Source organism: Neobacillus vireti, assembly GCF_036962465.1.
GTDB classification, from domain to species: Bacteria; Bacillota; Bacilli; order Bacillales; family Cytobacillaceae; genus Neobacillus; species Neobacillus vireti_B.
Window position 1 is genome coordinate 87,216 of sequence record NZ_JBALNF010000022.1, and the last position, 26,408, is coordinate 113,623.

Here is a 26,408-nt window from a genome sequence, read left to right on the forward strand (position 1 = left end):
ATTGCAACAGAACGTTTTCCTTCATTTCTTATTTCTTTCCTGCAAGCCATGTAGCCATGGTATTCGCATCGTCGCCAGTTACCAAACCTGCCGGCATTCCGCCTGCTTTACCGTTTTTAAGGATGTCTAGAATTTCAGCTTTTGAATACTTTGATCCAACCTTGGTTAAGTTTGGACCCATTGCACCCTTCATATCACCGCCGTGACAGCTCGAACACTTTTGGTCATAAATTTTTTGGGCATCACTGGCATTCGAAGTTTCCGTTGTGCCGCCGCCATTGTCTTTAGACGTGTCCTTCTTGTTATCGTTGCCGCCGCCACAGGCAGCAAGTCCCATTACAAGAGAGGTTCCAAGTAATAGGGCTAACAGTTTTTGCTTCATCACATTACCCCCTTTTTAGAGAAAAAGTTCCCATCAATGTACTATTATACCAATCTTATGCGCGTTTGAAACCTTCACCGAGTACTTCAGCTGCATCCATCACAATAACAAAAGCAGATGGATCAACGGATTGAACTAAATGTTTCAATTTTGTGAACTCCGTTTGGTCTACCACACACATAAGCACTGGCCGTTCATGGTCTGTAAAACCACCATATGCTGATAGTTTTGTCACGCCACGGTCAATTTTATTCAAGATTCCCTCTCTAACTTCATCTTGGTTATTCGTAATAATCATTGCCATTTTCGAACGGCCAAAGCCAACCTGAACCAGGTCAATCGTTTTGCTTGTCACATAAAGAGCTATTAACGCATACAAGCCTTTTTCAATATCAAATACAACCGCAGCTGTCAGTACAATTAACCCGTCAATGAGCACCACACATCTCCCGAGGGTAAAGCCCGTATATTTATTGATAATTTGAGCCGCCAAGTCGGTACCGCCAGTCGAAGCATTTCCGCGGAAGACAATCCCCAGCCCCAAGCCTACGCCAATCCCCCCGAATAATGCCGCTAGCAGGGCATCGTGAGTCCATGGTTCTAAGTGTTTCGTCAGATAAACGACAAACGGCAGAAAAATCGTGCCAACAAGCGTTTTGACACCGAAGTGCTTTCCTAAAAAAATAACCCCGGCAATAAATAACGGGATATTAAAAGCCCATTGCACAAAGGCCGGTTCCCATCCAAACACAGCTTTAAAAATCGTACTAATCCCACTGACTCCTCCTGAAGCTACTTGGTTAGGCAGTAAAAACACATTAAAGGTTAACGCAATGATTGCCGCTCCCACTAACACGTAAATATAATCAACTGTTATACTCCATTTCGGATACTTGTGTGTTAAATTGCTTAATACATTCATACAAATTCTCCTCTACTTCAATCCAGATAAATTAACCGAAAGTGAGTATAGCATTTGATAATTAGGGGTGTAAATGGCATCGAGTTAACGTGATAAAGTGTTACTAGTAATTCCTCATTAGCATGTGCCTTTCTTCATTGTTTCATAAAAAAAGAAAAGCCTTTGCCAAAACATCACGGCAAAGGCTTGATGATTATGAAATTCTTGAACGCAAATAGGCATTAATAAACTGATCTAAATCTCCGTCCATAACGGCTTGCACATTTCCACTTTCCGTACTCGTCCGGTGGTCTTTTACCATGGAATAAGGATGGAAGACATAGGAACGGATTTGGCTTCCCCAGCCAATTTCCTTTTGTTCACCACGGATTTCCAACAGCTCTTGTTCCTGGCGCTCAATTTCCCGCTGATACAGCTTCGCTTTTAACATTTTCATCGCGGACTCACGGTTTTTAATTTGTGAACGTTCTGATTGGCAGGTTACGACCACTCCGGTCGGCAAGTGGGTAATCCGCACAGCCGAATCGGTTGTATTGATATGCTGTCCACCTGCACCTGTAGCACGGTACGTATCAATTTTTAAATCCTCGGTGCGTATTTCGACCTGAATTTCTTCATTGAACTCAGGCATGACTTCACAGGAAACGAACGAAGTATGACGGCGTCCTGAGGCATCAAACGGAGAAATCCGGACAAGGCGGTGAACCCCTTTTTCTGCTTTTAGATAGCCATAGGCATTATGCCCTTTAATCGACAAGGTTACACTCTTTATTCCAGCCTCATCACCAGGAAGATAGTCGAGCGTTTCCACCTTAAAACCCTTCTTTTCAGCCCAGCGGGTATACATTCGAAGAAGCATCGAACCCCAGTCCTGCGATTCAGTCCCGCCTGCACCCGGGTGGAGCTCTAGAATAGCATTATTTTTATCATATTCCTCACTCAAAAGAAGCTGGAGCTCAAATTGGCTTAAACGAGCGGTTAGTTCTTCCAACTCTTCTTCAAGTTCAGCCCTTAATTCTTCATCATTTTCTTCTTTGACAAGTTCATACGTCAGCTCAAGATTCTCATAGGAGTCATTTAGCTCCATGAACTCATTCACTTGATCTTTTAAACCATTCGCTTCGCTGATCACGGCCTGCGCCTTCTCTTGGTCATTCCAAAAGTCAGGATGAAGCATTTCATCATCTAGCTCTGCGATTCTGGCTTCTTTATTTTCAAGGTCAAAGAGACCCCCTAAAGTCCGCTAATGTTTTAGCTGTTTTCTCAAGTTCATTCCGAATTTCTGCTAATTCCATTTTGTTCACCTCTATAAAAATTTTATTAATAACGTTTTGTATTAGTTAGTCCCTAACCATTATAGCGTGAGAACCGGATTAAATTCAAAATTAGACAATTTCGACTGTATTTTTTTTAAAATCCCCCCATACATCCGCTAAAATAAACAGTAAAAATCCATTAAATATCCTTAGTATTTATATATTTCGATATGTCAAAGATGGTACTATTATATACGAACAAACTAGGGTTATCATCAAAATTTATACATAAGAAGTTGCAACAGGACGAGCGTAAACTAAAGAAAAGGAGCAAAGGAATGGAGAAAATAAACCGTAATGAACCTTGTCCTTGCGGAAGTGGGAAAAAGTATAAAAAGTGCTGCGGAGCAACTGATGCTATTTCCATCACCGAAGTCCTTGAACATGAAATAGATGAACTGCAGAAACAATTCCTCCTTTTCGCATACCATCACTTTGGTCATGAAATAGCGGATGATTTTGAGGTATTAGAAGCAAGTCTCGAAATCATGAATGACGAGGAGCAGGAATTCTATGAAATGATTCACTCCATCTGGTTCTCCCTGTTTGAAGGGTTGGATGATGGTGAAACGATCATGGAAAAATTTATTCATGCCGAAGCAGGAAAAATAAAATTACCTAAATTAAAACATATATTACAAACATGGGCGAACGCCAGAACCATTGCCGGCAAAGTAATTGCTGTAGATGAAAACAAGTTGACAATCGAAGATGGCTTCACTTTGGAACACCTTGAGACGATTAATTTAACCAAGTCCCTTCGGGTAGACGAAGGAGCGTTTGTTGTTGGAATCCTGGTGCCATTCGAACAACAATATGCCTTCTTACCGGCACCATTTGAACTGCCAGGCCTCGACTCAGACCTTGCGATTTCCTACATCGAGGAAAACAGTCTTAATGCCGATTATGATTCACCCCAGGAGTATCTGACCGACTACTTTGTGGACGTTGTAAGTGAGCTCCCGATGGCTGGCGGTTTAATGGAAATAGACGAGATGGATTGGCCTGCTCCTATTTACAAGGAAGTAGCTGATCTTTTTAAGGAGCAGCTTGAAATGCAGCTGCCCACTCATGTCTTAGATGTGGGCATTGTTCTCTGGTATAATTTCTGCCTAAAGAAACAAAAGCGAATCCAAAATCCCAATATTTATGTAGCCGCCCTGCATTACTTAATGTCCACGCTCGCTCCATTGGTTGAACCCGTTACGCAAAAGGAGCTGGCCCAGCAATACGGCGTTTCTGCCCGCAGTATTTCCTCAGTTGTATCTGATTTGGAGTTTGAATTAGAAGAAGATATTGGCGAGTTTTTCGGGTTATCCAATCTGGGTCAGGAGGATACTTTTGTGCTCCCTAAGGCTCAATTAGCGCCTGTTATTGAGTTTCCTAAAATTAAAGGTTCTCAACCTGAGAAAAACACTGCAGCGGGTCCGAATGTGACAACTTTCCCAACTGGAGCGGATAGGCACGGAAAGAAAACCTCCATACGAAAGGTTTCCAAGCGTGATGAAGAGCGGGCTCGTAACTTGATTTATGACGCCCTGCAATCAGACGGGACGCAGCGTTATAAATTTGCGGAGGAAGCATTAAAACTAAATCCAAACTGTGTCGATGCCTATGTTATTCTTGCTGAAAAAACAAAGAGCCTAGAAGAAGCGATTCTATTATTTGAAAAAGGGATCCAAGCGGGTGAACAGGATCTGGGCAAGGACTTTTTCAAAGAAAACAAGGGTTATTTTTGGGGATTGGTCGAAACAAGACCTTTTATGCGCGCCAAACTCCATTATGCCGAAGCCCTTTCGCTTTTGGGAAAAATAGGCGAAGCGGCTCGGCAGTATGAAGAGTTGCTTGAATTAAATCCAATGGATAACCAAGGTGTCCGTTATTCCTTGTTTGTTGCTTATATGGATTTGGGAGACTTAGCAAAGGCTCAGGCGATTCTGGAACAATATGAGGAGCCCACTGCCCAATTCTTCTATAACCGGCTTTTATTGGAGCTATCTGAACATGGTTTTTCGGCTAAAGCCGGGATGCTTTTGAAGGGTGCCAAAAAGGAAAATAAGTATGTGATTCCGTATTTAATTGGTAAAAAAAGACTGCCTGCTTATCCTCCTGATTATTTTGGGTTTGGAGATGAGAATGAAGCGATTGTGTATGCGGATATGCATTTGCATTTGTGGAGGAAGATTGATGGGTTAGGGGAATGGTTGAAGGGGAAATAATTGAGGGATATTCGAGCAATCAAGATAAAAGATATCATTTCAGCAAGTTTAAGTCCTCGAAGGCACCATTCGGAGTTTTCGGGATTTTTTGTACTGTTTTTATAAAGATTGTTGTTTTACAACGATAAAGCGAAAAATCACACCACATATTAAAGGTGCCCTCCTCGGGGACATGACCATCAACCAAGATAAGGTGGCTAGTTAAAACTGATTGGGAATATAGAAAAGTGCAGACGGGAAATTAACATTTTCTGGATGAAAAAACACAGAAGAAACGGCTCCATATTTTGGAGCTCTGTTTTTGTCCGCAGATCTTCCCAAAACATAGTGAAAGCTACCATCGCTTCTGTATTTTGTATAAATTTATTACCAAACAAACCATTCATTCGGCAGTTCCTCGGGGGCAGAGTGGACTACCTTGGTTCACCTGTGAATTCACCTTTATGGCAGAACTCACAGTATACATCTGAAGGAGCATTTCCTCCCTTATCGTCCGGTTTTTCATTATCATGACAGACAAAACAGCTTCTTCTTTCTTCTGGTGACCCTGAATTCTGTCGGTGAGCATCAAATAACCATGTGTGTCGATCCTGATGGTTTGCCGGGCTATAAGCATGACAAGTGCTGCAGAAAAAATTGCTGCGAGATTCTCTAGCAACTGTAATCAAGTCTTGTTTATAGGTTATTTTCTTTTTGGTATCCGTTAATAATGATTTTATATCTTGTTTTTCAAGCTCTTTTATCCATAATGAGTCCTGATGACAATTGAGACATTTATCTAATTCTTTTACTGCGAATTCACCATGGCGATTTGTCCAGGTTTGAATATCATGATTTTTAGGTGTTTTGATTTTTCGATGGCATGTAAAGCAATCCATTGAAATCTTTACATCGGTTTGCTGTTTACCAATCGCTTCGAGAACGGTCTTTTGCTTAATTTCGGGTATTTTCCTTTCCCATATCCCCGCCTTCATTTCAGGTGTTTCCTTGTAGGTCACGTCAGCTTCTTTCTCTTCCTGATTTATGGGAAGACTATAAGCTATTTCCTTCCATGGCTGTTTGCCCTGGTTGACTTGATTGTGACAGTCAATACAGGTGCCCATATTCGGTTTAACATATTTTTCACCTATCAGCTTTTTAGCATTTTCCTTATTCCAATAAACATAAGTGGATGAATCATTGATTCCCCGCTCAACAACCTTCGCATGTGTTACACCTCTGTGACAGGTGATACAAGGAATTCCTTTTTCAACATGGCCTTTATGATTGACAATTAAATCACCAGTTGCAGTAACTAGGCGATTTCTCGAGTGACACTGCTCACAGTTCTCATTAGACACAGCAACGGAAGGAACTATATTATCAGGTTGCCTCGCAATATGAGAATAAACATTTTTCATTAATTCTACTTTACTTAGGATTACATTTTTAGAACCAAGTTTAACATGGCATTGTATACACTTTATTTGATTGTGAGCACTTGCCTGAAAAGTAACATGTTCCGGCGCCATTTCATGACAACTAGAACAGAAGGACGGAGTGGAGGTATAGCTAATCGATCCATATAGGAAAACAAGTATCACAAAAAACGTTGTTAATGCGGCTACGAGCAGCTTCCAACGTTTGGCTGGGTTTTTGACTTTTCTTTCTCTTCTGCCTGCAGGCTCGGAATTTTCCCCAGCAAGCTCCTGCTCTAGTTTAATATCTTGATTCATTTTCATTAAATCCACGGAAATCCCCTTTTTACTAAAACTAATAGCTTTCATTCAACGTTTCTACTATTTTAATTGTATCAATATTAATAAATGTAAAAATATACCAATATATTATTTTTAGGTAAATTATACTACTATCCCGGATAGGATACAACTTGAATAATAGTAAAATTTCCACTTATCATTATGTGAAACTTAAACTTCAATTACATCTCAAAACAAGATTCCTTAAAGATTCACAAGAACAAAGGCCATGTCAATTGAACTCAAGCTATAATTGGAAACAGATACAAGCTCATGAAGGAAAATATATTTGTTTCCATTCAAAAACTAAAGTGTAAAATAGATCAAAAGCGAGGAATCTCTCTTGGATAAATGTTCTGAGAAAATAAAAAAATATATAAAGTCTGTTATAAAGCGCTGGATTTGGCCTTTTTTTCGCCGTGTCTTAATTCTAATAGCAATTTTTTTAGTGTTGATTTATGTTGCCGGAAAAGTTAATTGGGCGCCTGTGGAAAATTGGGCTATTGACAAGTTGGCCCGAGTGGAACCAATCGGCACGAAGCCACATCTCCCATTTCAGGATAATGTAAAGGTTAGTATCACAGATACAAAAGCTTATAAAAAGGAACAGTATTTAATTTTTAAGACCAACATGAAAAATAGCATACAGTTGTTAGCTTCTAAGGTCGGGTTTCATCCTATTCCCCCTGGTGACAGCAAAACACGTGTTAAAAAGAAGATTTATATTAAAAGCAAAAATAAAGAATTCGAGGATAACCAGGCAGAGGACCCAATGAGTGCCTTATCTGATTGGGATATTATAAAAAATAACCTGGACAGTGGTTTTTCTGCTCTGTTTGACATGGTAACGGTAAGGATTGTTACTGAGGATGGCAAACCAATGATTGTTAAGGTTGTTGATGACCAACCATTAGTTGTTGAATATGATTCATCTGATAAAGTAATGAGATGGGGTAAGGAAATTCAAAGCGCCTCCAGAAAATATGGTATCGACGCTGCTGTAATAGCCGCTATCATTGAACAGGAATCCGGGGGTAATCCAAATGCCTTAAGTCCGGCAGGAGCAATCGGATTGATGCAGTTAATGCCTGAAACAGCTAGAGGCTTAGGTGTTAATCCTTACGACGCAGTTCAGAACATCGAAGGTGGCACAAAATATATAGCCATTCAGCTTCAACGATTTGGAAGCCTGGAATTGGCACTGGCTGCTTACAATGCAGGACCAGGAAATGTGCTCAATTCAAGGTATTTGTATATCTCAGAGACCCAAAACTATATTCGAAATGTACCTGCTTTAGCTATAAAATATCATCGCCAATTTACACAGAAGTAAATTTTCTGAAACTCCTAGTAAAAATTAACGAATTCCGTTACTGGTGAAATATGATGGACTCGACCAATTCAAGGTTTTCAGTTACCCTTTTATAGATAAAAAGAATTATTAGTGTTTACCTTAGTGTGGCCATCAAAAAATAACAAAATCGAGAAGATTAGACTGTCCATGTCATTTGAGACAGAGATAAAACACCCTTTTAGGCTGCCATGATCTCAAATACGATTGGGGTTTGGTAGCCTAATTTTTCTGTTTGAGTGAAACGTCTCAATAACCCATGCAAAAACACCTCCGATTTCAGTACTTATTTCAGTGTACCATTTCGAAGGTGTTTTATCGTGTCTCATTTTATTAGGTTAGTCAGCTTAGCCCCATCGATTTTATGGTGTTGATATTATTGGCGCATGCACAGCTTCGGTAAATGACTTACTAGTGCTATGGCAAGTAGAGCAATCCACATCTATACTATCTCTTGCATGTGCTGCTTTTACCTCATCGTTCGTTGTAATGAGTGATTGACCCGTTTCATCATAGATGGCTTTTCCTGTTACTCCGAAAAGGACTGTTTTGCCATTATGACAGGTTAAACAATAATCACGTTTCTTTTTGATTGTCCAATCACCTATGTTGGTTAAAGAAAATGACTGTTGATTTTCTTGACCTAGTTTATCTTTTAATAAAAGTATATTTTGTGATGCATGGGTATCATGGCATTCTGAACAAGGAAGCTGACCATTAAGTTTACTTCCATCCAATGCTGAAATGATATGTTTGGAATCATTATTAGTATAATAGGTTAGGATATCCTTTGTCCCATCTTTAGTTTCCTTTTCACTATTATGACAAGTAAAACACAAGTTGTAATCATCTACATGTAAAACCTTATTTGTAGCACCATTTTTTACTTCGTCAGTTTCTGATATATTTCCAATTGCAGTGGTTTCTTGTCGATAATGGAGGACATTATAACCACCACTTTTCTCTGCTAAGGACTTATAGGAATAGGTAAATCTGCCATGACAGGCTTCACACATTTGAACATTGCTGTCAATTTTCCCAACTGAAATCCCTTCCCAAGTATCATCTGCTTTATGATCATATACATAGTGATCAATAAGCAGATTTGGGTTGTCTTCACTCCAAGTTAGATGTGGATTATGACAGGCTGTGCAGGATCCAGACTTCGTATCGTGTTCGGTGATTTTTTGTGTCTCATGCTTCGATTTAATTGATGAGTCAAAGTTTACCAATCTAGGACCTGTTGTTCCATCATGACAGGTCATACAGTATCCCTGTGCAATATCTTTATCTTCCAAACTACTATTTGCACCTTCGTGAGTATTATGGCAAATTGCACAGTTATTAACATTATTGTTGTATTCCCCATGCGGCAGCTGTTGGAGGTTATTCATTTCCTGAACAGTATATCCGTTAACGGCGAAGTTTTTTGCTGCATTACTAACCGTTGTAAATTGTTTGGTAATGGAATAAAACGGGTTAGTCAAATCATCAACTAGTTTTCTTGTACCATCGTTATAATTAAGACTGATTAGGCTCGGGTTAAACCTTAAGTAATAAGTTTCACCAGGAGCCAGCGCAGTTTGGTTGGTAAGTGTGATTTTATTAGATGCAGGTGTAAAGTCAATGTCGAATGGAACTTCTTGTTTGTTTTTATCATAAATGATAAAAGGATTATGATTGTTATCAATCGGATTAGTTAATGTGTCGCTTAATTCTATTACAATGGTTTGATTTAAAGAAACTCGGGTGATATCATCTTTATCTAATATATTAACATTTGCAGTTACATCTTCTAGTTTATAGGGCTCAGCGCCTTCATAATCCTTTTGCTTATATTTAAATACATTCATAGTAATAGATTTAATATAAGGGCGTTGAACAAAAACTTCTGTGGTATTATTTGCCGCATCGATTGCCTCTATTTTATATCGGTTAAGTTTTGCTGTGACAGCTGTTTTAAATGTCCAAGCCCCCAAATTAGGAACTAAAGCATCTTTATGACCGTCAGGATAAATAATATTCATAGTTAATGGTTCAGTGGTTGGCTGATTGTCTGAAACTGTTCCAGTAATGCTTATTCCATCACTTTGCAACGTTATGCTTTTTACAAATATAGAAGGCGTAATTGTATCGCTGACTTCAGTTGTTGTTACAGCCAATGCTGGTTCTGTTACAGGAGTTGTTTGATCAACCGTAGCGGGGGGATTATTTATTGTATCAACCTGTGGAGAATCTCCAATAGGAATCTGTTCTTCTGCAGATGCAATGGAGGGTATGCTGGTTGATAGAAGAAAAAATATAAGGACAATAAAAAAATTTAGCTTTTTATTTCTTGGATTATTCGAGATCATGGATGGCCATTCCTTTTTTGCTTTGACATAAAAGCTGAAATTTAATTTCTATGATGTATAAAAAGTTTACAAGGTAAGAAATATTCAAATACCGTTTTCTTGTAATCTACATTATTATTATACTTTTATTAGAAAGTTAATTGGGTAACAGAACTGTGAAGATAAATTGACAACATTGTGAACCTATTTATTGACAATATTGTGAACAAATGGTTTAATGAAAATAAATAACAGCCCACCGAAGTGAGCTGTCATTTCCATAACTTAAATATTCCATTCAGGGCTATCAAATAGTAGGGCTATTTGATGGCTTTTTTAATAACCAGCATTTGGCGTATTAGGTGTTTGAGTATTATCAATACCGTTACGATCTGTATTTACACCAGGAGTTGTATCGTATTTATAAGAGTCTGCATTTCTTGTACCACCAGAGTGGGAAGAAGTGTGACATCCCCAACATACAGCCATGTTAGTGTAGCGTTTTAATGCAGATGATGGGTTTTTATCTAATAGATAATCTTTAACCATTGTTGTACGAGCGTCACCTGTTACACCAGGGAAGTAGTTAGTAGTATCAGCATTGATTTGGTCATAAGTTAAACCACGAGCATCACGCATGATAGTTACGTCAGTACCGTGTGCATAGTGACAGCGTACGCAAGTGTATGTGTCAGAGTTAGTAGTGTGACGGTATGCATGGTCGAATGTGCCTGTTTCTTTACCAGAAGATGCTAGGTAGTCAGTGTGACAAGATGCACACCAAGTAGACATTGCAACACCTTTACCTGCATTAGCGCCGCCTGCCCATAATGAAGCAACCTTTGTTGCTGTTACATTTTTCGATGCATCTACAGTAGAAACATCAAGCTTAACAACATAACCACGAGCGATGTTACCAGTTGTTACTTTACCAACATTAGCTATTAGTGTATCAGCTCCAGGATAAGTAGTTGTGTCATTTCTAACACCAATGAAGCCTGCACCTAATTTTTCACCAGCTTTTAAGCTGTCAGTGTGAATGATATCTTTTAACTTACCAGCAAAGGCAGGGTCTGCATAGTTAGCTGCATACTTTGTACCATCATAGAAAGCGGTCCAATAGTGTTTTGTATGAGTAGAGTCGAAATCATACTCATGTAACCATGGATCTGTATCGATAACATATTGTGTGCCATTCCACTTCATTAACTGAAGAACAACGTCACCATTTTGAAGACCTTTTGCAGCATAGTCAGCGTTTGTAGGTGCGTTAGTATCAGTAGCATCACCAATATTGAAACGGTAAACGATATAGTTTGCAGTAGAAGACACTTGGTCTAATGCGTCTTTGATTACGATATCAGCAGCAGCATATTTAACTTTCATGTCAGGCAAAGTAGTTTTGTCAAGAACTGGAGTTCCTTCTAATTTCTTACCGCCGTCTTTTACTAAAGTGTTACCCATGCCGTTAGGATCTTCGTGTAATAAACGGTCAGAGTAAGAACCGTGTGGTGCGTGACAGTTAGCACAAGTGAATTCTTCAGTCCACTCGCCACCACGGCCAGCAACTTCTTTCATGTTACCACCAGGTGCTGCACTTAATTTAACAGATCCGTTCGCTAAGTGAGCAGACATGTTGCCATCATGCGTTCCGCCGAAAGTACCAGCAGAGTTAGAGCCTGTGCCCATTACGTTGTAGAATCCTAATGTACCATCATGACATGCAGTACAAGTTGCATATTCACCGTCTTTGAACAATAAGCCTTCAGATGCGCCAGTGTGTGTTTGGTGACAGCTAGCACAAGAGTTGGTGTTGTTCATGTATTCTCCGTGAGTACGTTGTGTTCCGTGTGAACCGTCTGTACCTTTCACCATGTCATCTGATTTAATAACATTACTAAAGTTTTCATTTTGTCCGCCAACACCAGAACCTGTTTTGTTAGCGTTGCTTTTGTCGATAGTGTTGAAGCTGTTGTCTAGACCTTTGTCATCGGCTTGTTTGCCGTCTGCTACGCCTGTACCACTTAATGTGTTACCGTCTTTGTCTACCAAAGCTGGATTATAAGTACCAGTAGTGTTACCAGCAGCAGAAGCCACAATGCTAAACATTGCTACTAACATTAATGTTAGCAGGAATGAAAAGCTTAATTTAATCTTACTCATTCCAAAAAACCTCCCATTGAATCTGTTTTTTCTCTCTTTTTCTGTCTGTTTCTCTCTTTTTTTGTCTGTTTCTCTCTTTTTAAAGTAAACTATGAAATTACCTCATTACCCTAATTCCAGGCACCACCTCCTTAAATAAGGATAGCTTAATAGTATAACGCCACACGTTGATTTAACGTATCGGTAATATAAACCCGGTCATTATCATCAACGTATAATCCATTAGGAAGATAGAACTGTTCGTTTTGGTCTCCCATGGAACCGAAAGTAAAGATTTGCTCACCTTTTTCATTAAATCCATAAATCGTATGAGATAAATTGTTGACTACATAGAGAACACCTCTTGAGTCAACACCAATTCCACGTGGATTAACAAATACCGAAGAACCTTTACCATCTTTTGAACCGTTTATAGTCCGTAGGTATTTTCCATTTTTATCATAAGCTAGCACTCGTTGATTTCCTGAATCACAGATAAACAGTTCATCGGTCTTTTTATCTAAGGCAATCGCATTCGGTGCTTTAAATGTGTCATCCTTAGTCGCTCCAGTACTAATTTCCTGTAGCTTCTTACCAGATAGGTTTAATACAAATACTTTGTTTTGTTGAACATCTGTTACATATAACTTTTCATCAAAAATTCTTAATCCAGCAGGCGATTTTATTAGTTTTTCTTTATCATCAAAGTATTTAATGAATTTGCCTTTAGGATCAAATATTGAGATTTTACCGTTATATAAATCCGCTACATAGACATTGCCTTTTTTATCCCCAGCAATCCCGTATGGAAATTTAAATTCACCCTTACCTTCGCCTTCTTTACCAAACTTAAAGACAGGTGAGCCTGAACTGTCAAAAACTTGAACTCTTTTATTGTTTGTATCTGATACATAGATGAATTCTCCAATTTTAGCAACATCCATTGGCTTGTCTAGTGCATTATCAAAATCACCGTAAAAAAGTTGACTAAAGGTTGGAGGTGAATTAGGGTCAATCACATTTGATGCCTTTTTTACAGTTGACTCCATATTTAGAAAATAGATAGCGGTAAACGCTGCTATTACTAAGATAACTATTCCGCTCATCCACATGTACACGGTTTTTTTCTTCACTGGTTTTCACCCCTTGTTAGCTATTTTTTGCCGATTCTCTTGAGCCCTTCTAAGGCTGGTTTGTACATAGGGTCGTAATTTAGTGCGTCTTTGTAGATTTCTTCCGCATTCTTTTTATCACCTTGGTCTTCCGCAACACGACCAATTTCATAAAGTATATCTGTATTTCCTGGCATTAACTTATTTGCTTCATTTAATGCCTCAATGGAGTCGCTATACATCTTGAGTTGACGGTAAGACATTCCTTTTAACAAAAATCCTTTGTAGTCTTTTGGTGAGATCTCTGTTGCCTTTTGCGCCATTTTCACTGAGTCATTAAGTCTATTTTCTTTGTTATAGACAAGTCCAAGATTGAAGTAAGCATCAAAATCATTTTTATCTAAATCCAGCGCTATCTTGTATTGGGTAATGGCTTCATCATTGTCCCCATTTAAGAAATAAGCATAACCCAGGCTTACGTAGGATTTGGGGTCATTAGGCTTTTGATCAACAGTATCTTTTGCGCTTTGTAATTGCTGCTTAAGTTGGTCTTGATCGTAACTTGACCACAAATATTTACTGCTCACATAATATCCTGCTCCAACTGAAATAACTAAAGTTAGTGTTAATAAGAGAAGAGTTTGCCACCATTTAAATCTTTCATTTTTTGACTTCTTTTTTTTCTTATCAGGTTCCTGTTTGGTACGTGTCTCTTGTTCTTGACTGAGTGGATGTTCTTGAGCTTCCATACGAACCCTCCTAATCTAGCAATGTATTCGCTTATTATTTATGACAGGCTATGCATTTATTTTTTACATGACAGGTATAACATTTTTCGGTAACACTTTGCTTTTCTGCTAGTGGTATTGGATGTCTTTCTTTATCAAATCCCTTGTGTAAAGCGGGATGACAAGATGAACAAGCAACCATTGTTGTACTAACTCCACCTGCTTGTTGGTAATTATGGCACGCTAAACATTCTTGCTTATTTTTTGAAGCTTCATTGCCATGGTCCTTCATCCAACTGCTTGAATGACTGGCAGGTCGCTTGCTGTGGCAATCTTTACAGAAGGTATTATCCTTCGCATAATCGTATTGGTTCTTCTTTTGAATGGTGCCGGTATCCTTATGAAGATACTTCGTTACTGCTGGAACATCCTCGTATCCCTCAATTGGGACTGTTGACATATCCTTATGGCATTGATTGCACTTTTGTAAGTTAGTTGCAGCTTGTAGTCCATGTGTTTTGGTTGCAAAGTTTGCTTTCTTATGACTTTTTGGAACCATTCCCGTTTTATGACAGGCACTGCATTCGGTTGTCACTTTCCGTGCCTTATGGCATTCAATACATGTATCCATATCGGGCCGGATAAACTTAATGTCTGACATTGCCGCTGTTCCAACTTGACTATCCCATTTATCCAAGTCGGTTGTGTAGGTCATTTTTCGATCAGCTACTTTTCCATGTGCAACCCCACTATGACATTGCACACACTCGACACCTTTATTTTCATGTTTGTCGTGGGGAATAATGATATCCCCTGAAGGAGTTACTTCTCTTGTAAAAACATTGTGACAAGATTCACATGCACTATTCGGTATTTCATTTGGCATACGTATCGGTGCTGCTGAAGTACCCTCAGATTGTTTTTTTAATTGAGCCACTAATTCTTGGGCCTTATCTTTCGCTAAATCCTTGTACACTGCATCCTTATGACAGCTGGTACAAGCAACCTCGCTGTGCGTAGAGGCTTTCCACGTATAGTACTCTGGTTTCATCTCATGGCAGGATGTGCAAACCTTTGAGCTTGAGGTTGTTTCTAGTCCAAAGAACCCCGCAAAGGACAAAAGGACTAGAAACAACAGAGTTAACGTTGCTATTTTGATTAATTTATAGCGAAATTTTGGAGGGGCCGGCGTCTCTTGTTTGTGTTCTTCCTCCATAAAAGCGACCCTCCATTCAGTTTAGTTTACTTAGTCCTTCACATCAGACTTAAAGCCAGTTCTGTGACAGTATTGGCAATAAACATCTGTTGGTGCTTTTGGAGTTGTTGAACCTGCCACTGGTTTTTCCCGGTCGTGGCAGACAAAGCATTCTGCTTTTTGATCTGCTGTTAAGGCCTTCTTCGCGTGTCCTGTTAACCATGCATCACTTTTCCCGTGTCCTGATGGACGGTCCGCATGACATGCACTACAGAACTTATTGATTCTTGTTTGTTCTTTTACAACTGTTAGGTTTGGTACATAGTGTGTTTTCGTCTTCATCTTAAGGAGAGAGATAATATCTTCTTTTGGAATAGCTCTGGCCCATTTAGAATCTTGGTGACAGTTTACACACTTGTCTAAGCTTTGAATGGCCGTGCTGCCGTGGGCTCCACTCCACCCTTCGACTTTATGGCTCTTTGGCACCTTCACCTTTTTATGACAAGTTTCACAGGCCATGGAAAGCTTTACGTCTTTCTGCTGCTTACCTATTGCTTGTAGAATGATATCTTGTGTTTTTTGATCATGTGCTGCAAGCGTTGCAGCTTCTGATTCACTTGTTGTGGCTGTATTTTCACTTTCAGTTGCAGCAGCAGTTGTGGTTGTTTCACTAGTTGTTTCTTTTTTGCTTTCTTCTAGTTTCTTCGCTGCTTCTTCAGGGTTCGGTGGAACGTTGTAAGAAGCTTCTAACCAAGGCTTTTCGCCATTATTTACTTTGTCGTGACAGTCAATACAGGTACCCATGTTCGGTCTCAAGTATTTTTCTTCCATTAACTTTTCAGCACTGGCCTTTGTCCAATCACCGCGAACCTCTTCTGTATTAATACCGCGAGAAGCCATTTTTGCGTGAACAACACCTGAGTGACAGGTAATACAAGGGATCCCTTGTTCAATATGTCCTTTGTGGTTTACCTTTAAATCACCTGAGGCTGTAACCAGCCGGTTTTTCGAGTGACATTGTAAACAGTTCTGACTTGAAACTGCTTCTTCTTCTGTTTGAACAATCTGTTCTGGTACTCCTGTAACGTGGTAGTACACTTCTTTCAACGACTTCATTTTGTGTGTCAGCATATTTACCGTACCTGGCTTAATATGACACTGAACACAGGAAATCTGGTTGTGGGCACTTGCTGTATAAGACGTATATTCCGGCTGCATTTCATGGCAGCTGGAACAGAAGGACGGCGAGTTGGTAAAGGAAAGAACTCCATAACCCCCGCCAAATAAAACAATACAGCCAATTAATGAAACAAATAATAACTTCCATCTATTAACTGGGTTCTTCCAGTCAATGGCTCTGAACTTTTGCCAGAGTCTGCGGATTGGGCCAACCTTTTTTCTATTTTCTCTAGTATCGGGATCTGTTTCTTTATTTTTCTTTTTCCCCCAAATGGCCACTTAACTCACCCTTCCCATTTCGGACTTTTTCTCTATTTATTTTCCATATTAACCTCTCTAAAGGTAGTATCTAACATTGTAAGAGTATATTCCAATGTACAATTTGTGAATATTTCTTCATACTTTTCTCGTGCTGAGTTTCAATCAATAACAACATATAAATGTTGTTTTCAAGGGGTTTGGTTAGCACTACTACGATAGTGCAAACATCTGAAATCACTAATTTTTATACAGATAATTTATATTTTATACATTTATTATTCATTTAAAAATGACATGGTCTCCTAGATCACAAAAGTGCCTTAAGTCTGTCAATATTGTCGAAAAATCGAATTTTTGTTTGCGCTTTAGTGGTAGTTCGATGAGTAGTTACTATATAATAGTAGAATCACCCTTTTTACTCTGTTTTTAACATTGTTGTCACTATAAAAAGTAAATGGTAAGATGAAAAGGGAAATTATCGAACATTTTTGACATGGATATTTAATGTGAATTAGTCTCAGATAAAGGAGCGTTCATCAGGTATGGGGATTTTAAATAAAGTATTTGATTTGAACAAACGCGAGTTGAAGCGGTTAGACAAGCTTGCAGCCAAGATTGATGAGCTTGCAGCCGAAACCGAAAGATTAACAGATGATCAGCTTCGCGAAAGAACAGAAGAGTTTAAAGCACGCTATCAAAAAGGCGAGACACTTGATGATTTGCTCGTGGAAGCATTTGCCGTTGTCCGTGAAGGTGCCCGCCGTGTGCTTGGATTATATCCATACCACGTCCAATTAATGGGTGGTATTTCTCTGCATGAAGGTAACATTTCAGAAATGAAGACCGGGGAAGGTAAAACATTAACAGCGACGATGCCGGTTTACTTAAATGCCCTTTCTGGTAAGGGTGTTCACGTTGTCACCGTTAACGAATACTTGGCAAGCCGTGACGCCACTGAAATGGGTCAATTGTATGAATTTTTAGGACTCACTGTAGGTTTAAACCTAAACAGTATGGATAGTGAAGAAAAGCAGGCTGCCTATGCTGCAGATATTACGTATGGAACAAACAACGAATTTGGTTTCGACTACCTTCGTGACAATATGGTCCTTTATAAAGAGCAAAAAGTTCAGCGCCCGCTTTTTTATGCGGTCATTGACGAGGTTGACTCCATCTTAATTGACGAAGCCCGTACACCATTGATTATCTCTGGTTCAGCCCAGAAATCAGCTGTGCTTTATATCCAAGCAAATGCGTTTGTACGGACGCTGACTAAAGAAGTAGATTACACCTATGACGAGAAAACAAAGGGCGTCATGCTCACCGAAGAAGGAATTAGTAAAGCTGAAAAAGCATTCGGAATTGAAAACCTCTTTGACATGGCCCATGTTACCTTAAACCATCATATTAACCAGGCATTAAAAGCCAATGTCAGCATGCACCTGGATATCGATTATGTCGTTCAAGACGGCGAGATTGTCATTGTTGACCAATTTACTGGCCGTTTGATGAAGGGCCGCCGTTATAGCGAGGGTCTGCACCAGGCCATTGAAGCAAAAGAAGGTCTTGAAGTTCAAAATGAAAGCATGACCATGGCAACGATTACGTTCCAAAACTACTTCCGTATGTATGAAAAATTAGCCGGTATGACCGGTACAGCGAAAACGGAAGAAGAGGAATTCCGGAATATCTATAATATGAATGTTATAGTCATTCCAACAAATAGACCCATTGCCCGTGATGACCGTGCGGATTTAATTTACGCAACGATGGACGGAAAATTCCGTGCAGTAGTGGAAGATATTGCGGAACGCCATCAAAAGGGACAACCAGTTCTTGTTGGTACGGTCGCGATTGAGACATCCGAATTAATTTCCAATTATTTATCTAAAAAACGGATTCAACATAATGTCTTGAATGCGAAAAACCATGAACGGGAAGCGGAAATCATTGCTGAAGCAGGTCATCAGGGTTCGGTTACGATTGCGACGAACATGGCTGGTCGTGGTACAGACATTAAGCTTGGTGAGGGCGTAATCGAACTAGGCGGTCTCGCGGTAATTGGCACCGAGCGTCATGAAAGCCGACGGATTGATAACCAGCTTCGTGGACGCTCTGGACGTCAAGGGGATCCTGGTGTTACCCAGTTCTATTTGTCGATGGAAGATGAATTGATGCGCCGCTTTGGTTCTGACAATATGAAAGCGATGATGCAAAGACTTGGTATGGACGACAGCCAGCCAATCCAGAGTAAAATGGTTTCCCGTGCCGTTGAATCGGCGCAAAAACGAGTGGAGGGCAATAACTTTGATGCCCGTAAACAGCTCTTGCAATATGACGATGTCCTCCGTCAGCAGCGTGAGATTATTTACTCTCAGCGTGATGAGGTATTGGAATCTGAAAACCTGCGCGACATCGTTCAGAAGATGATTCTAAACTCGATTGAGCGGAATGTCGATGTTCATGCCCCTCGTCATGAGGATGAGGAAGCATGGGATCTGCAAGCGATTGTCGAATATGTTCAGGCCACCCTTCTTCATGAAGGTGATATCACGGTAGATGATTTAAAAGGCAAAGAGCCGGAAGAAATCGTTGAGGCGATTTTTGCAAAAGTCAAGGAGCGCTACGAGGAGAAAGAACAAATTCTGTTCCCTGAGCAGATGCGTGAATTCGAGAAGGTTGTCACATTAAGAGCGGTTGACTCTAAGTGGACAGACCATATTGATGCCATGGATCAGCTTCGTCAAGGAATCCACTTGCGCGCTTATGGACAAATCGATCCGCTTCGTGAATATCAGCATGAAGGGTTCGCAATGTTTGAGGCGATGATTCAATCCATCGAGGATGAAACCGCCATGTATATCATGAAGGCAGAAATTCGCAATAATCTTGAGCGTCAAGAGGTGGCGAAAGGCCAAGCGGTGAATCCGAAGGAAGACGGCGAACCAGTCAAGCAGAAGCCAAAAGTGAAGCAGCTGGATGTCGGCCGTAATGCTCCATGTATCTGCGGCAGTGGTAAGAAGTATAAAAACTGCTGTGGGGCTGGGAAATAATAAAAAGAGGACAGCACACTAGCTGCTAGGGCATTGGAGCTGGATAATTCTTAAAGATTTTGTATTTTCGGTCAGCGATTTTTCGCTGGCCATTTTTTTATCCGGTTTTTAATGAATGCATCTATTGGACAGTTTTCTAGAATTCTCGAGAGTTTTGTCCGATAGCTGCGCATCTATTGGACAAAATTCTATGGCAACACGAGGTTTCTGTCTATTAGAGTGCCTCTATTGGACAATTTGTCATAAATCACAAGAGTTTTGTCTTATAGGGGCTCTATATTGAACAGTTTTTTATAAAAACTAAGCGATTTTGTCTAATAGGCTTAATCCTTTTAGACAATAAACAAATGAAATCCTAAACTTTGTTCTATATGAGAAATTTCCATAGAATTCCCCTTCTCTCAGGATAAACAATCGACTTTATACACAAATTTTAATATAACACCTGTGATTAGTGTGCATAACTTTCAGAAAATTGTGGATAATTACACAAAAAAAGAGTTATCCACATGGGGACAACTCTTTTTTTAGTTCCTTTTCATAAATTCTAAGATCTCTAAATCGATTAATCCTGTTTGCTGTACTCTCATTTCAAAGTTTTCTGTATGAATAAAGTTGGTTAGCGCACGATAAACTTCCTCTATCCCAACAATATCACCAGTTAAATATCCCCATCTTTCCAACTGTACCATTAACTCTGCTTTTACCTTCCCTTCCACCGTAACAATCCTCTCTGGTTTAGATGGAGCAAAATATAATTGCTGAAGCTGATAAAGGCGGATTAATTCCTTAATGGGGGCTCGATGGTCATCCACGCGGAGGTCCACATAGCGGTCATTAAAGCCGCCGTATCCGCCAGCTTCCTTTACCACGAATAGCGCAGCCGACTGCATGCCTCTGCTGTCCCCGCCGGCTTCTTGGCCCGCATCCAATGCCGCAAGCAATCTTGCTGCCAGTGTTCCTTCGGTCTCTTCAAACACACGCGCCATCGCCTTCACAGTCTTTTCGTCCACTAAAATATTTCCTTGTGCGGCAAAATGGGCCCCTGTGAGCCCGCCTGCCCAATCATAGCATTCCTTACCAGTAAAGCTGGCCGCGTTTCCAGCCGCATCAATTATGCCGAACTGGCGCATCTCTCGCTCAGGGTCGTCGGCAATTAATAGCTCAAGCACCTCTTGCGCTGTTTTTCCCTGAGCCATTAATTCAAGTCCTTTTGGACCATATGACGTATTGGCATATGACTGTGTGGCAACCGCACCGACACCTGCTTTTGCCCAAGGAACGACTGAACCTACCCCTAAAAACTTAGACTGTACTGCAATTCCCCATTCTTTTTCAATTGGGTCATAGCCAACGATTGAAAATGTCATGACGTAACCTCCACATTGCGGTTTTATAAAAAAACACTGCTCCAAAAAAGGAGCAGCGTTCCTGTTATCAAGTTTACTGTGCTTCAATTAAGCCATAACGGCCATCTTTACGCTTATAAACAACATTTGTGCGATTAGTATCAGAATTGGTGAATACATAGAAGCTGTGACCCAGCATGTTCATTTGCAGAATCGCTTCTTCGCTGTCCATTGGTTTTAAATCAAAACGTTTAGTACGGACTAATTCTAAATCTTCTTCATCATAATCGTGAACTTCAGGGCTTTCAGTTGTTACAAAAGTGAATGAAGGTTCCCCTTTTTCACGGAATTTACGGTTTACTTTTGTTTTGTGCTTGCGGATTTGACGCTCAAGTTTGTCAGTAATCAAGTCAATCGCTGCATACATATCAACGTTTGTTTCTTCAGCGCGTAATACTAATTGCGGTAGTGGAATAGTGACCTCTACTTTTGAAGATTTATCTTGATTGAATCTAAGATTCACGTTTACCTTTGCATCAGGTGCCTCAGTAAAATAACGCTCTAATTTAGAAATTTTCTTTTCAACATACTCTCTAATTGCTGGAGTAACCTCAATGTTTTCGCCACGTACGTTGTATTTCATGTGGACTCCTCCTTTTGTTAAGGCTATGTAAATACAATTCTATTTTACCCTATGAGATTCCTGCTAAAACAGTACAATAATTTTGTCGAATTTTTGACAAAAACAATAGGGAAATAGTGCCTATAGGGATAACAACCGTTGACTTTACTGGGATATTTTTACTAAAATGAATGGTTATTCATATATTTATTTTATTATTTCGGAGGACAATTTGCCACTAATAAGCCTAGGGAATACGTTACATTGATGTGAACATGAATGGAGGATACGAGTTATGGAACAGGAAAATAGGAAAAAGCTGGCCTGGCACGAGACCCTGGAATTACATGAGATGGTAGCCTTTCAATCCTTAGGATTAATGAAACTGAAAATGTCGATCAATAAAGTGACTGACTCCAATCTTAAAGAATTATACCGTTTATGTATTCAGGATCTTGAAAAAAACCTTAACGAATTACTGAAATATTATCCTTCCGCTCAAGGCTATCAAGCCCGTGAAGATGAAGAAGTCCGCGAAGATATAGGCTTCTTTGCCGGTGATCTATTGGCACTTTCAAAAACAATGGTGCGAAATCTTTCTGTTGCGATTACGGAAACAGCCACCCCCGCTTTACGAAGAACTTTTACGAATCAGCTGATGGGAGCGATTCAAGGTCACGAGAGAGTCTATAACTATATGCACAAACATGGCTACTATCCTTCCTATGATTTAGGTCTTCTTCTCGGTCATGATATTGAGAATGCCCAAAAGGCACTTAAGATGCGTTTCTGATTTCAAAACGGCGCTAGGCCCGGAGTCTATCTTGCGATCGTCAATGATTGGACGCTCGCGGCCCCCGCCTCTTTTAGTAATTTTGCTGCATGTCTTAGCGTCGAGCCGGTTGTGTAAATATCATCGATTAATAAAACCCTTTTTCCATATATTTCACCATCAGGCTCGACTTTAAAGACCTGCTGGATATGGATCCGCTCCTCCCTTGATTTTTTCGATTGTTTTTCAGAATGGATTCGTGTAAGGATATCATCTGATTGAAAGCCTGCAAAGGTTAGGACTGCCGTTGCCTGATTAAAGCCTCGTTCATACAGCCGCTCTTCACTTAACGGAATAGGAACAAGTAAATCTGGGGTCATTTTAGTAATTTCTTTTTTAAAAAGTTCCGCAAAGATCTTGGCTAATACATAATCACCACGAAATTTGTACATGGCAATCAAGTCTTTTAAAAAATCGTTGTATAGATAAAGTGAGTGATTCTTTTCAAGAAAGCCCTGCCAGTCAGGATCCTCCTCCCAGCGTGTGCAATCATGGCACAAGTCCCCGTCACGGAATTGTTCATTTAAATGGTGGAATGGCCGACTGCAAATCCGGCAGGTTTCCCCTGTAATGTTCTCCAGCCTGCCTTGACAAGTCGGGCATAGAAGGGGTTCCTTTTCTGGCGAGAGGAGTGTTTCCCAACTCACAAGTGGGGTAATCTCTTTATGGCAATACAGACAACGGTCTTGCTGGAATAGCTTCATTTTACAGCCCCCTATTTATCAAGTAATCCTTTGTTACGCCCTTCTCGGTTCATCGTAATAATCTGTCTTTTCGCTTTTAGCATGTCTTCGGTTTTTCCATAATGAAAAAAGGTGACAATTCCAGTTGGTTGATCCTTGCTTCGCCCTGCGCGGCCGGCAATTTGAACGAGGGCACTTTCGGTGAAAATAGAATCCTCCGCTCCCACTACGGCTACATCGATATTGGGAAAAGTAACCCCTCGCTCAAGGATGGTGGTGGTGAGGAGCATTAGAACTTCTTTGTTGCGCATTTTTTGCACCTTCCCTTTTCGGTCCAGGTCTTCGGCATGGACCGCTTCGATTGCAGGATGAATTTTCCGTAAGATGGCCAGTGCTTTTTCCATCAACGGGATATGTGGAAAAAAGACTAAAGTTTGTTTTTCTGCTAGGATTCTGGTTTTGATCCACTTAACTACATTGGGTGGCAGCTTCCCTTTCTCAAGCTGTTTTTGCCAGTTGCCGCACCAAATGAATTCCGGGACAGGGAGCGGTTTACGGTGAAATCGGGCCGGAATGGTCGTATACGCCCTTTTGCCTGTCCGGCATTCTCTTTGCCATTTGGAATTAGGAGTCGCGGTAAGGTAAATCATCGCGGAAGTTGGTTTCCGGGCCTGAACAGCAGCGTACTTAAGCGAATCTTCCACTGTATACGGAAAAGCATCGACTTCATCTAATATAAGGGCATCAAAGGCATGGTAAAAACGAAGGAGCTGATGGGTGGTCGCGATGGTTAGGGGGGCATAAAGATGGCGGTCCTCACTCCCGCCGTATAGAGAGGCAACGGGGATATCGGGAAAAGCCGCTTTTAATCTAGGGGTTAATTCTAAGACGACATCCGTTCTTGGCGTGGCAATACAGATTCTTTTTTTCGCAGCTAGTGCGGATTCGATTCCAGCAAACAGGACCTCGGTTTTGCCTGCCCCGCAGACGGCCCAGATGAGATGCTCTTGGTTTTGACGGATAGCCTCAACAACATGGTCGGATGCTGTTTTCTGCCCCTCAGAAAGTGTTCCTTGCCAGGCCATGATTTGGGCTGGGAGCTGAAAATCAGGGGCCGGGCCGTTCCAGCCAATGAGCGGTGTGCATTCGCTGATTCTCCCCATCATCAGACAGTTGCGGCAATATAGACAGGTCTCTTTGCATCTAGCACATGGAAAGGCGGCAAACCATTGCGGGTCCTTGTTGCCACAGCGGGCACAGATTGATTGTTTACCGTTCTTTTCGATTCCTTTTCGGTAGGTAAGGTATCCATGTTGATAATGTGATTGAATGTCAGTGAGCGGGAATAGGAGGTCATCGAGAAGGAGCTGTTTACCGGTAAGCCACTGTTGCAGTTCTGGATTGTAAGTGAATGCGTGGTTAATCGGTGGGTTTGGAATAGTTGGGATTTGTGTGATGGGCAGGGTATCCTCTTTTGCTTTGCTTGGAATTAGTAGGTTGTCTTTTTGGAAAAACCGCATGTGTAGTCACCTTCTATTAATTTGATGTTGGGCGATGATTTTGTCTGCTGCCATTGCGTAAACTTTATTGTCCTGCCATTGATGATACAAGCGTTTTTTGGTATGACCTGATGTTGGAAGGTTAAGGGAGAGTAATATATTTCTTGAGATGTCCGGGGTTGGGAGTTGAAAAATAGTCTGGCATTCACGGTTTGTGATGGATGGTTTAATCAAGAGGAAATAATCAATGAGTGCTTCGATATGGGCTTCTTTGGAGCTTGAGCTGCATTTCGGACAGATCCATTTCCCTGTTTGGTAATCCATTGGAAGGTGGGTACAATTTGGGCATGGAACACCTTGGAGCAAGTCTGCCACGGTGAGACCATACTCTTGTAAAATATCTATTTGTCTTGGGGTATGTTGGCTTAACAGGAATTGGGCAATTTCATTTCTTTTTGAGGCTTGGATTTTAACTTGTTGGAATTGTTTTTCGGATTCTTCAATTTTACTAAAAAGGTCTCTTCCTTTACAAATTCTTGTAAGGTCTGTTTCGGTACCGCTGGTTTTTAATATGGTTTTGTTGGTGCTTTTGAAAAAAATAAGGTAATCGATTGGGAGGGAATGGAGATGATGAAGTGTTAGCCATCTTTTAAGAAGGGATTGCAGTCTCCGGCATTGGATTCGAGGGTCCTCAAAGGATTCTTCTGTTCCGTCCGGGTTTTTTCGGATGAGCTGGTTAAAGACATTATCAAAATACAATGTTCCGATGATACTTTTGGCTTCGATGATCAGGATATGGGTTTGAGAGAATAGCAAGGTATCAATTTGAAAATAGATATCGTGGAGTTTTAGTTGAAGGTCGTGGAGGATTTGGTACTTTTCTTGCGGCAGTTCATTCATGTAGTTCGCTAACGCCCATTCGCCCCAGTAGCCTGCCCATCTTTTGGCTAGGTCTTTCTCTATTACTGGATACATTGGATGGTTCCGATTTAGATATTTTTTTAGGGTTACGGTTAGTGTAAGTCTTTGAGGAAGTGTTAGTTCTTTTATAACCAATATACATCACTCCTTTTTTCTTTATAATTCTACATAATTTGATAGATTCCTACTTGTTTTTGAAAAATTTTTTAAGGGTTCCCTCCTCTGTGATCGAGTGTCTCATGTTGCGATTCCCGGGGATTTGGTCTGAGATTCCGTGGGTTTTGGATTTATTTCCGCGCACTTCTTTAATAATTCCGTACACTTCTCCCCTTTTTCTGTGCAAATCCCCATTATTTCCGTAAACCTCATCTTTTTCAATTACCATTTTTAAAATAGCTCGGTTACCTCGTTGCCCTCCAGCTGGATTTCCGCATACTTGGTACGGATTTCTGCGTGTTTCCGATTTATTTCCGTGTACTTTCTTTATAATTCCGTACACTTCTCTCTTTTTTCCGTACAAATCTCCATTATTTCCGTAAACCCTTCTTTTCAATTACCTATTTTTAAAAT

General features: G+C 40.4%; 20 protein-coding genes. 4 read left to right on the forward strand and 16 right to left on the reverse strand.

Going from position 1 to position 26,408, the window contains the following annotated elements; translation table 11 throughout:
- Nucleotides 1–28: 28 nt before the first annotated feature.
- The 3 genes from cccB to prfB all read right to left on the reverse strand — a co-directional run bounded on the left by cccB (nt 29) and on the right by prfB (nt 2,599).
- A complete protein-coding gene (gene cccB, locus V7077_RS09755; RefSeq protein WP_335500863.1) occupies nt 29–382 on the reverse strand; it encodes a cytochrome c551 in 354 nt (117 codons plus the stop codon).
- A gap of 55 nt (nt 383–437) precedes the next feature.
- The gene (locus V7077_RS09760; RefSeq protein WP_335500865.1) at nt 438–1,304 is read right to left on the reverse strand and encodes a YitT family protein; all 867 of its coding nucleotides are present in this window, start codon (nt 1,302–1,304) and stop codon (nt 438–440) included.
- A 193-nt stretch (nt 1,305–1,497) separates the two neighbouring features.
- A protein-coding gene (prfB, locus tag V7077_RS09765; RefSeq protein ID WP_335500867.1) for a peptide chain release factor 2 occupies nt 1,498–2,599 on the reverse strand; the annotation gives its coding sequence in 2 pieces (ribosomal slippage) (nt 1,498–2,526 and nt 2,528–2,599; 1,101 coding nt in all).
- 299 nt (nt 2,600–2,898) lie between these two features.
- Between prfB and V7077_RS09770 the strand changes: the two genes are divergently transcribed.
- Nucleotides 2,899–4,839 carry an SEC-C metal-binding domain-containing protein gene (locus tag V7077_RS09770; protein ID WP_335500869.1) on the forward strand — a complete coding sequence of 647 codons (1,941 nt, stop codon included), beginning with the start codon at nt 2,899–2,901 and terminating at the stop codon, nt 4,837–4,839.
- Nucleotides 4,840–5,252: 413 nt separating this feature from the next.
- Here V7077_RS09770 and V7077_RS09775 read toward each other — a convergent pair whose 3' ends face one another.
- Nucleotides 5,253–6,560 carry a cytochrome c3 family protein gene (locus V7077_RS09775; RefSeq protein WP_335500936.1) on the reverse strand — a complete coding sequence of 436 codons (1,308 nt, stop codon included), beginning with the start codon at nt 6,558–6,560 and terminating at the stop codon, nt 5,253–5,255.
- A 361-nt stretch (nt 6,561–6,921) separates the two neighbouring features.
- On the opposite strand from V7077_RS09775, the gene V7077_RS09780 reads away from it, so the two are divergent.
- Nucleotides 6,922–7,911 (forward strand): lytic transglycosylase domain-containing protein, encoded by a 990-nt coding sequence (locus V7077_RS09780; protein WP_335500871.1) that lies wholly within the window; start codon nt 6,922–6,924, stop codon nt 7,909–7,911.
- 380 nt (nt 7,912–8,291) lie between these two features.
- Here V7077_RS09780 and V7077_RS09785 read toward each other — a convergent pair whose 3' ends face one another.
- The 6 genes from V7077_RS09785 to V7077_RS09810 all read right to left on the reverse strand — a co-directional run bounded on the left by V7077_RS09785 (nt 8,292) and on the right by V7077_RS09810 (nt 16,897).
- Nucleotides 8,292–10,283, reverse strand: a complete 1,992-nt coding sequence (locus V7077_RS09785) for a hypothetical protein (protein WP_335500873.1) — start codon at nt 10,281–10,283, stop codon at nt 8,292–8,294.
- Between the two features lie 315 nt (nt 10,284–10,598).
- Nucleotides 10,599–12,425, reverse strand: coding sequence for a cytochrome c3 family protein (locus tag V7077_RS09790; RefSeq protein WP_335500875.1), 1,827 nt, complete (start codon nt 12,423–12,425; stop codon nt 10,599–10,601).
- Nucleotides 12,426–12,571: 146 nt separating this feature from the next.
- Entirely contained in the window at nt 12,572–13,537 is a 966-nt protein-coding gene (locus tag V7077_RS09795; RefSeq protein WP_335500877.1) for a 6-bladed beta-propeller, read from the reverse strand.
- A 20-nt stretch (nt 13,538–13,557) separates the two neighbouring features.
- Nucleotides 13,558–14,265 (reverse strand): tetratricopeptide repeat protein, encoded by a 708-nt coding sequence (locus V7077_RS09800; RefSeq protein ID WP_335500879.1) that lies wholly within the window; start codon nt 14,263–14,265, stop codon nt 13,558–13,560.
- A 34-nt stretch (nt 14,266–14,299) separates the two neighbouring features.
- Nucleotides 14,300–15,460 carry a NapC/NirT family cytochrome c gene (locus V7077_RS09805; RefSeq protein ID WP_335500881.1) on the reverse strand — a complete coding sequence of 387 codons (1,161 nt, stop codon included), beginning with the start codon at nt 15,458–15,460 and terminating at the stop codon, nt 14,300–14,302.
- Between the two features lie 30 nt (nt 15,461–15,490).
- Entirely contained in the window at nt 15,491–16,897 is a 1,407-nt protein-coding gene (locus V7077_RS09810) for a NapC/NirT family cytochrome c (RefSeq protein ID WP_335500883.1), read from the reverse strand.
- Between the two features lie 524 nt (nt 16,898–17,421).
- Here V7077_RS09810 and secA point away from each other — a divergent pair.
- Entirely contained in the window at nt 17,422–19,932 is a 2,511-nt protein-coding gene (gene secA, locus V7077_RS09815) for a preprotein translocase subunit SecA (protein ID WP_335500885.1), read from the forward strand.
- Between the two features lie 527 nt (nt 19,933–20,459).
- Here secA and V7077_RS09820 read toward each other — a convergent pair.
- Nucleotides 20,460–21,302: a DUF1028 domain-containing protein gene (locus tag V7077_RS09820; RefSeq protein WP_335500887.1), complete on the reverse strand. Its 843-nt coding sequence runs from the start codon at nt 21,300–21,302 to the stop codon at nt 20,460–20,462.
- Nucleotides 21,303–21,375: 73 nt separating this feature from the next.
- Complete coding sequence (hpf, locus tag V7077_RS09825) at nt 21,376–21,924, reverse strand: ribosome hibernation-promoting factor, HPF/YfiA family (protein WP_335500888.1); 549 nt, start codon at nt 21,922–21,924, stop codon at nt 21,376–21,378.
- A gap of 274 nt (nt 21,925–22,198) precedes the next feature.
- On the opposite strand from hpf, the gene V7077_RS09830 reads away from it, so the two are divergent.
- A complete protein-coding gene (locus V7077_RS09830; protein ID WP_335500890.1) occupies nt 22,199–22,696 on the forward strand; it encodes a spore coat protein in 498 nt (165 codons plus the stop codon).
- Nucleotides 22,697–22,722: 26 nt separating this feature from the next.
- On the opposite strand, the gene V7077_RS09835 is transcribed toward V7077_RS09830, so the two are convergent.
- From V7077_RS09835 to V7077_RS09850, 4 genes are read right to left on the reverse strand one after another with little or no spacing between them, the layout of a single operon-like run.
- Nucleotides 22,723–23,439 carry a ComF family protein gene (locus V7077_RS09835; RefSeq protein ID WP_335500893.1) on the reverse strand — a complete coding sequence of 239 codons (717 nt, stop codon included), beginning with the start codon at nt 23,437–23,439 and terminating at the stop codon, nt 22,723–22,725.
- Between the two features lie 11 nt (nt 23,440–23,450).
- Complete coding sequence (locus V7077_RS09840; RefSeq protein ID WP_335500896.1) at nt 23,451–24,938, reverse strand: DEAD/DEAH box helicase; 1,488 nt, start codon at nt 24,936–24,938, stop codon at nt 23,451–23,453.
- A 6-nt stretch (nt 24,939–24,944) separates the two neighbouring features.
- Nucleotides 24,945–25,973: a nuclease-related domain-containing protein gene (locus V7077_RS09845; protein ID WP_335500898.1), complete on the reverse strand. Its 1,029-nt coding sequence runs from the start codon at nt 25,971–25,973 to the stop codon at nt 24,945–24,947.
- 49 nt (nt 25,974–26,022) lie between these two features.
- A complete protein-coding gene (locus V7077_RS09850) occupies nt 26,023–26,358 on the reverse strand; it encodes a hypothetical protein (RefSeq protein WP_335500900.1) in 336 nt (111 codons plus the stop codon).
- Nucleotides 26,359–26,408: the final 50 nt, after the last annotated feature.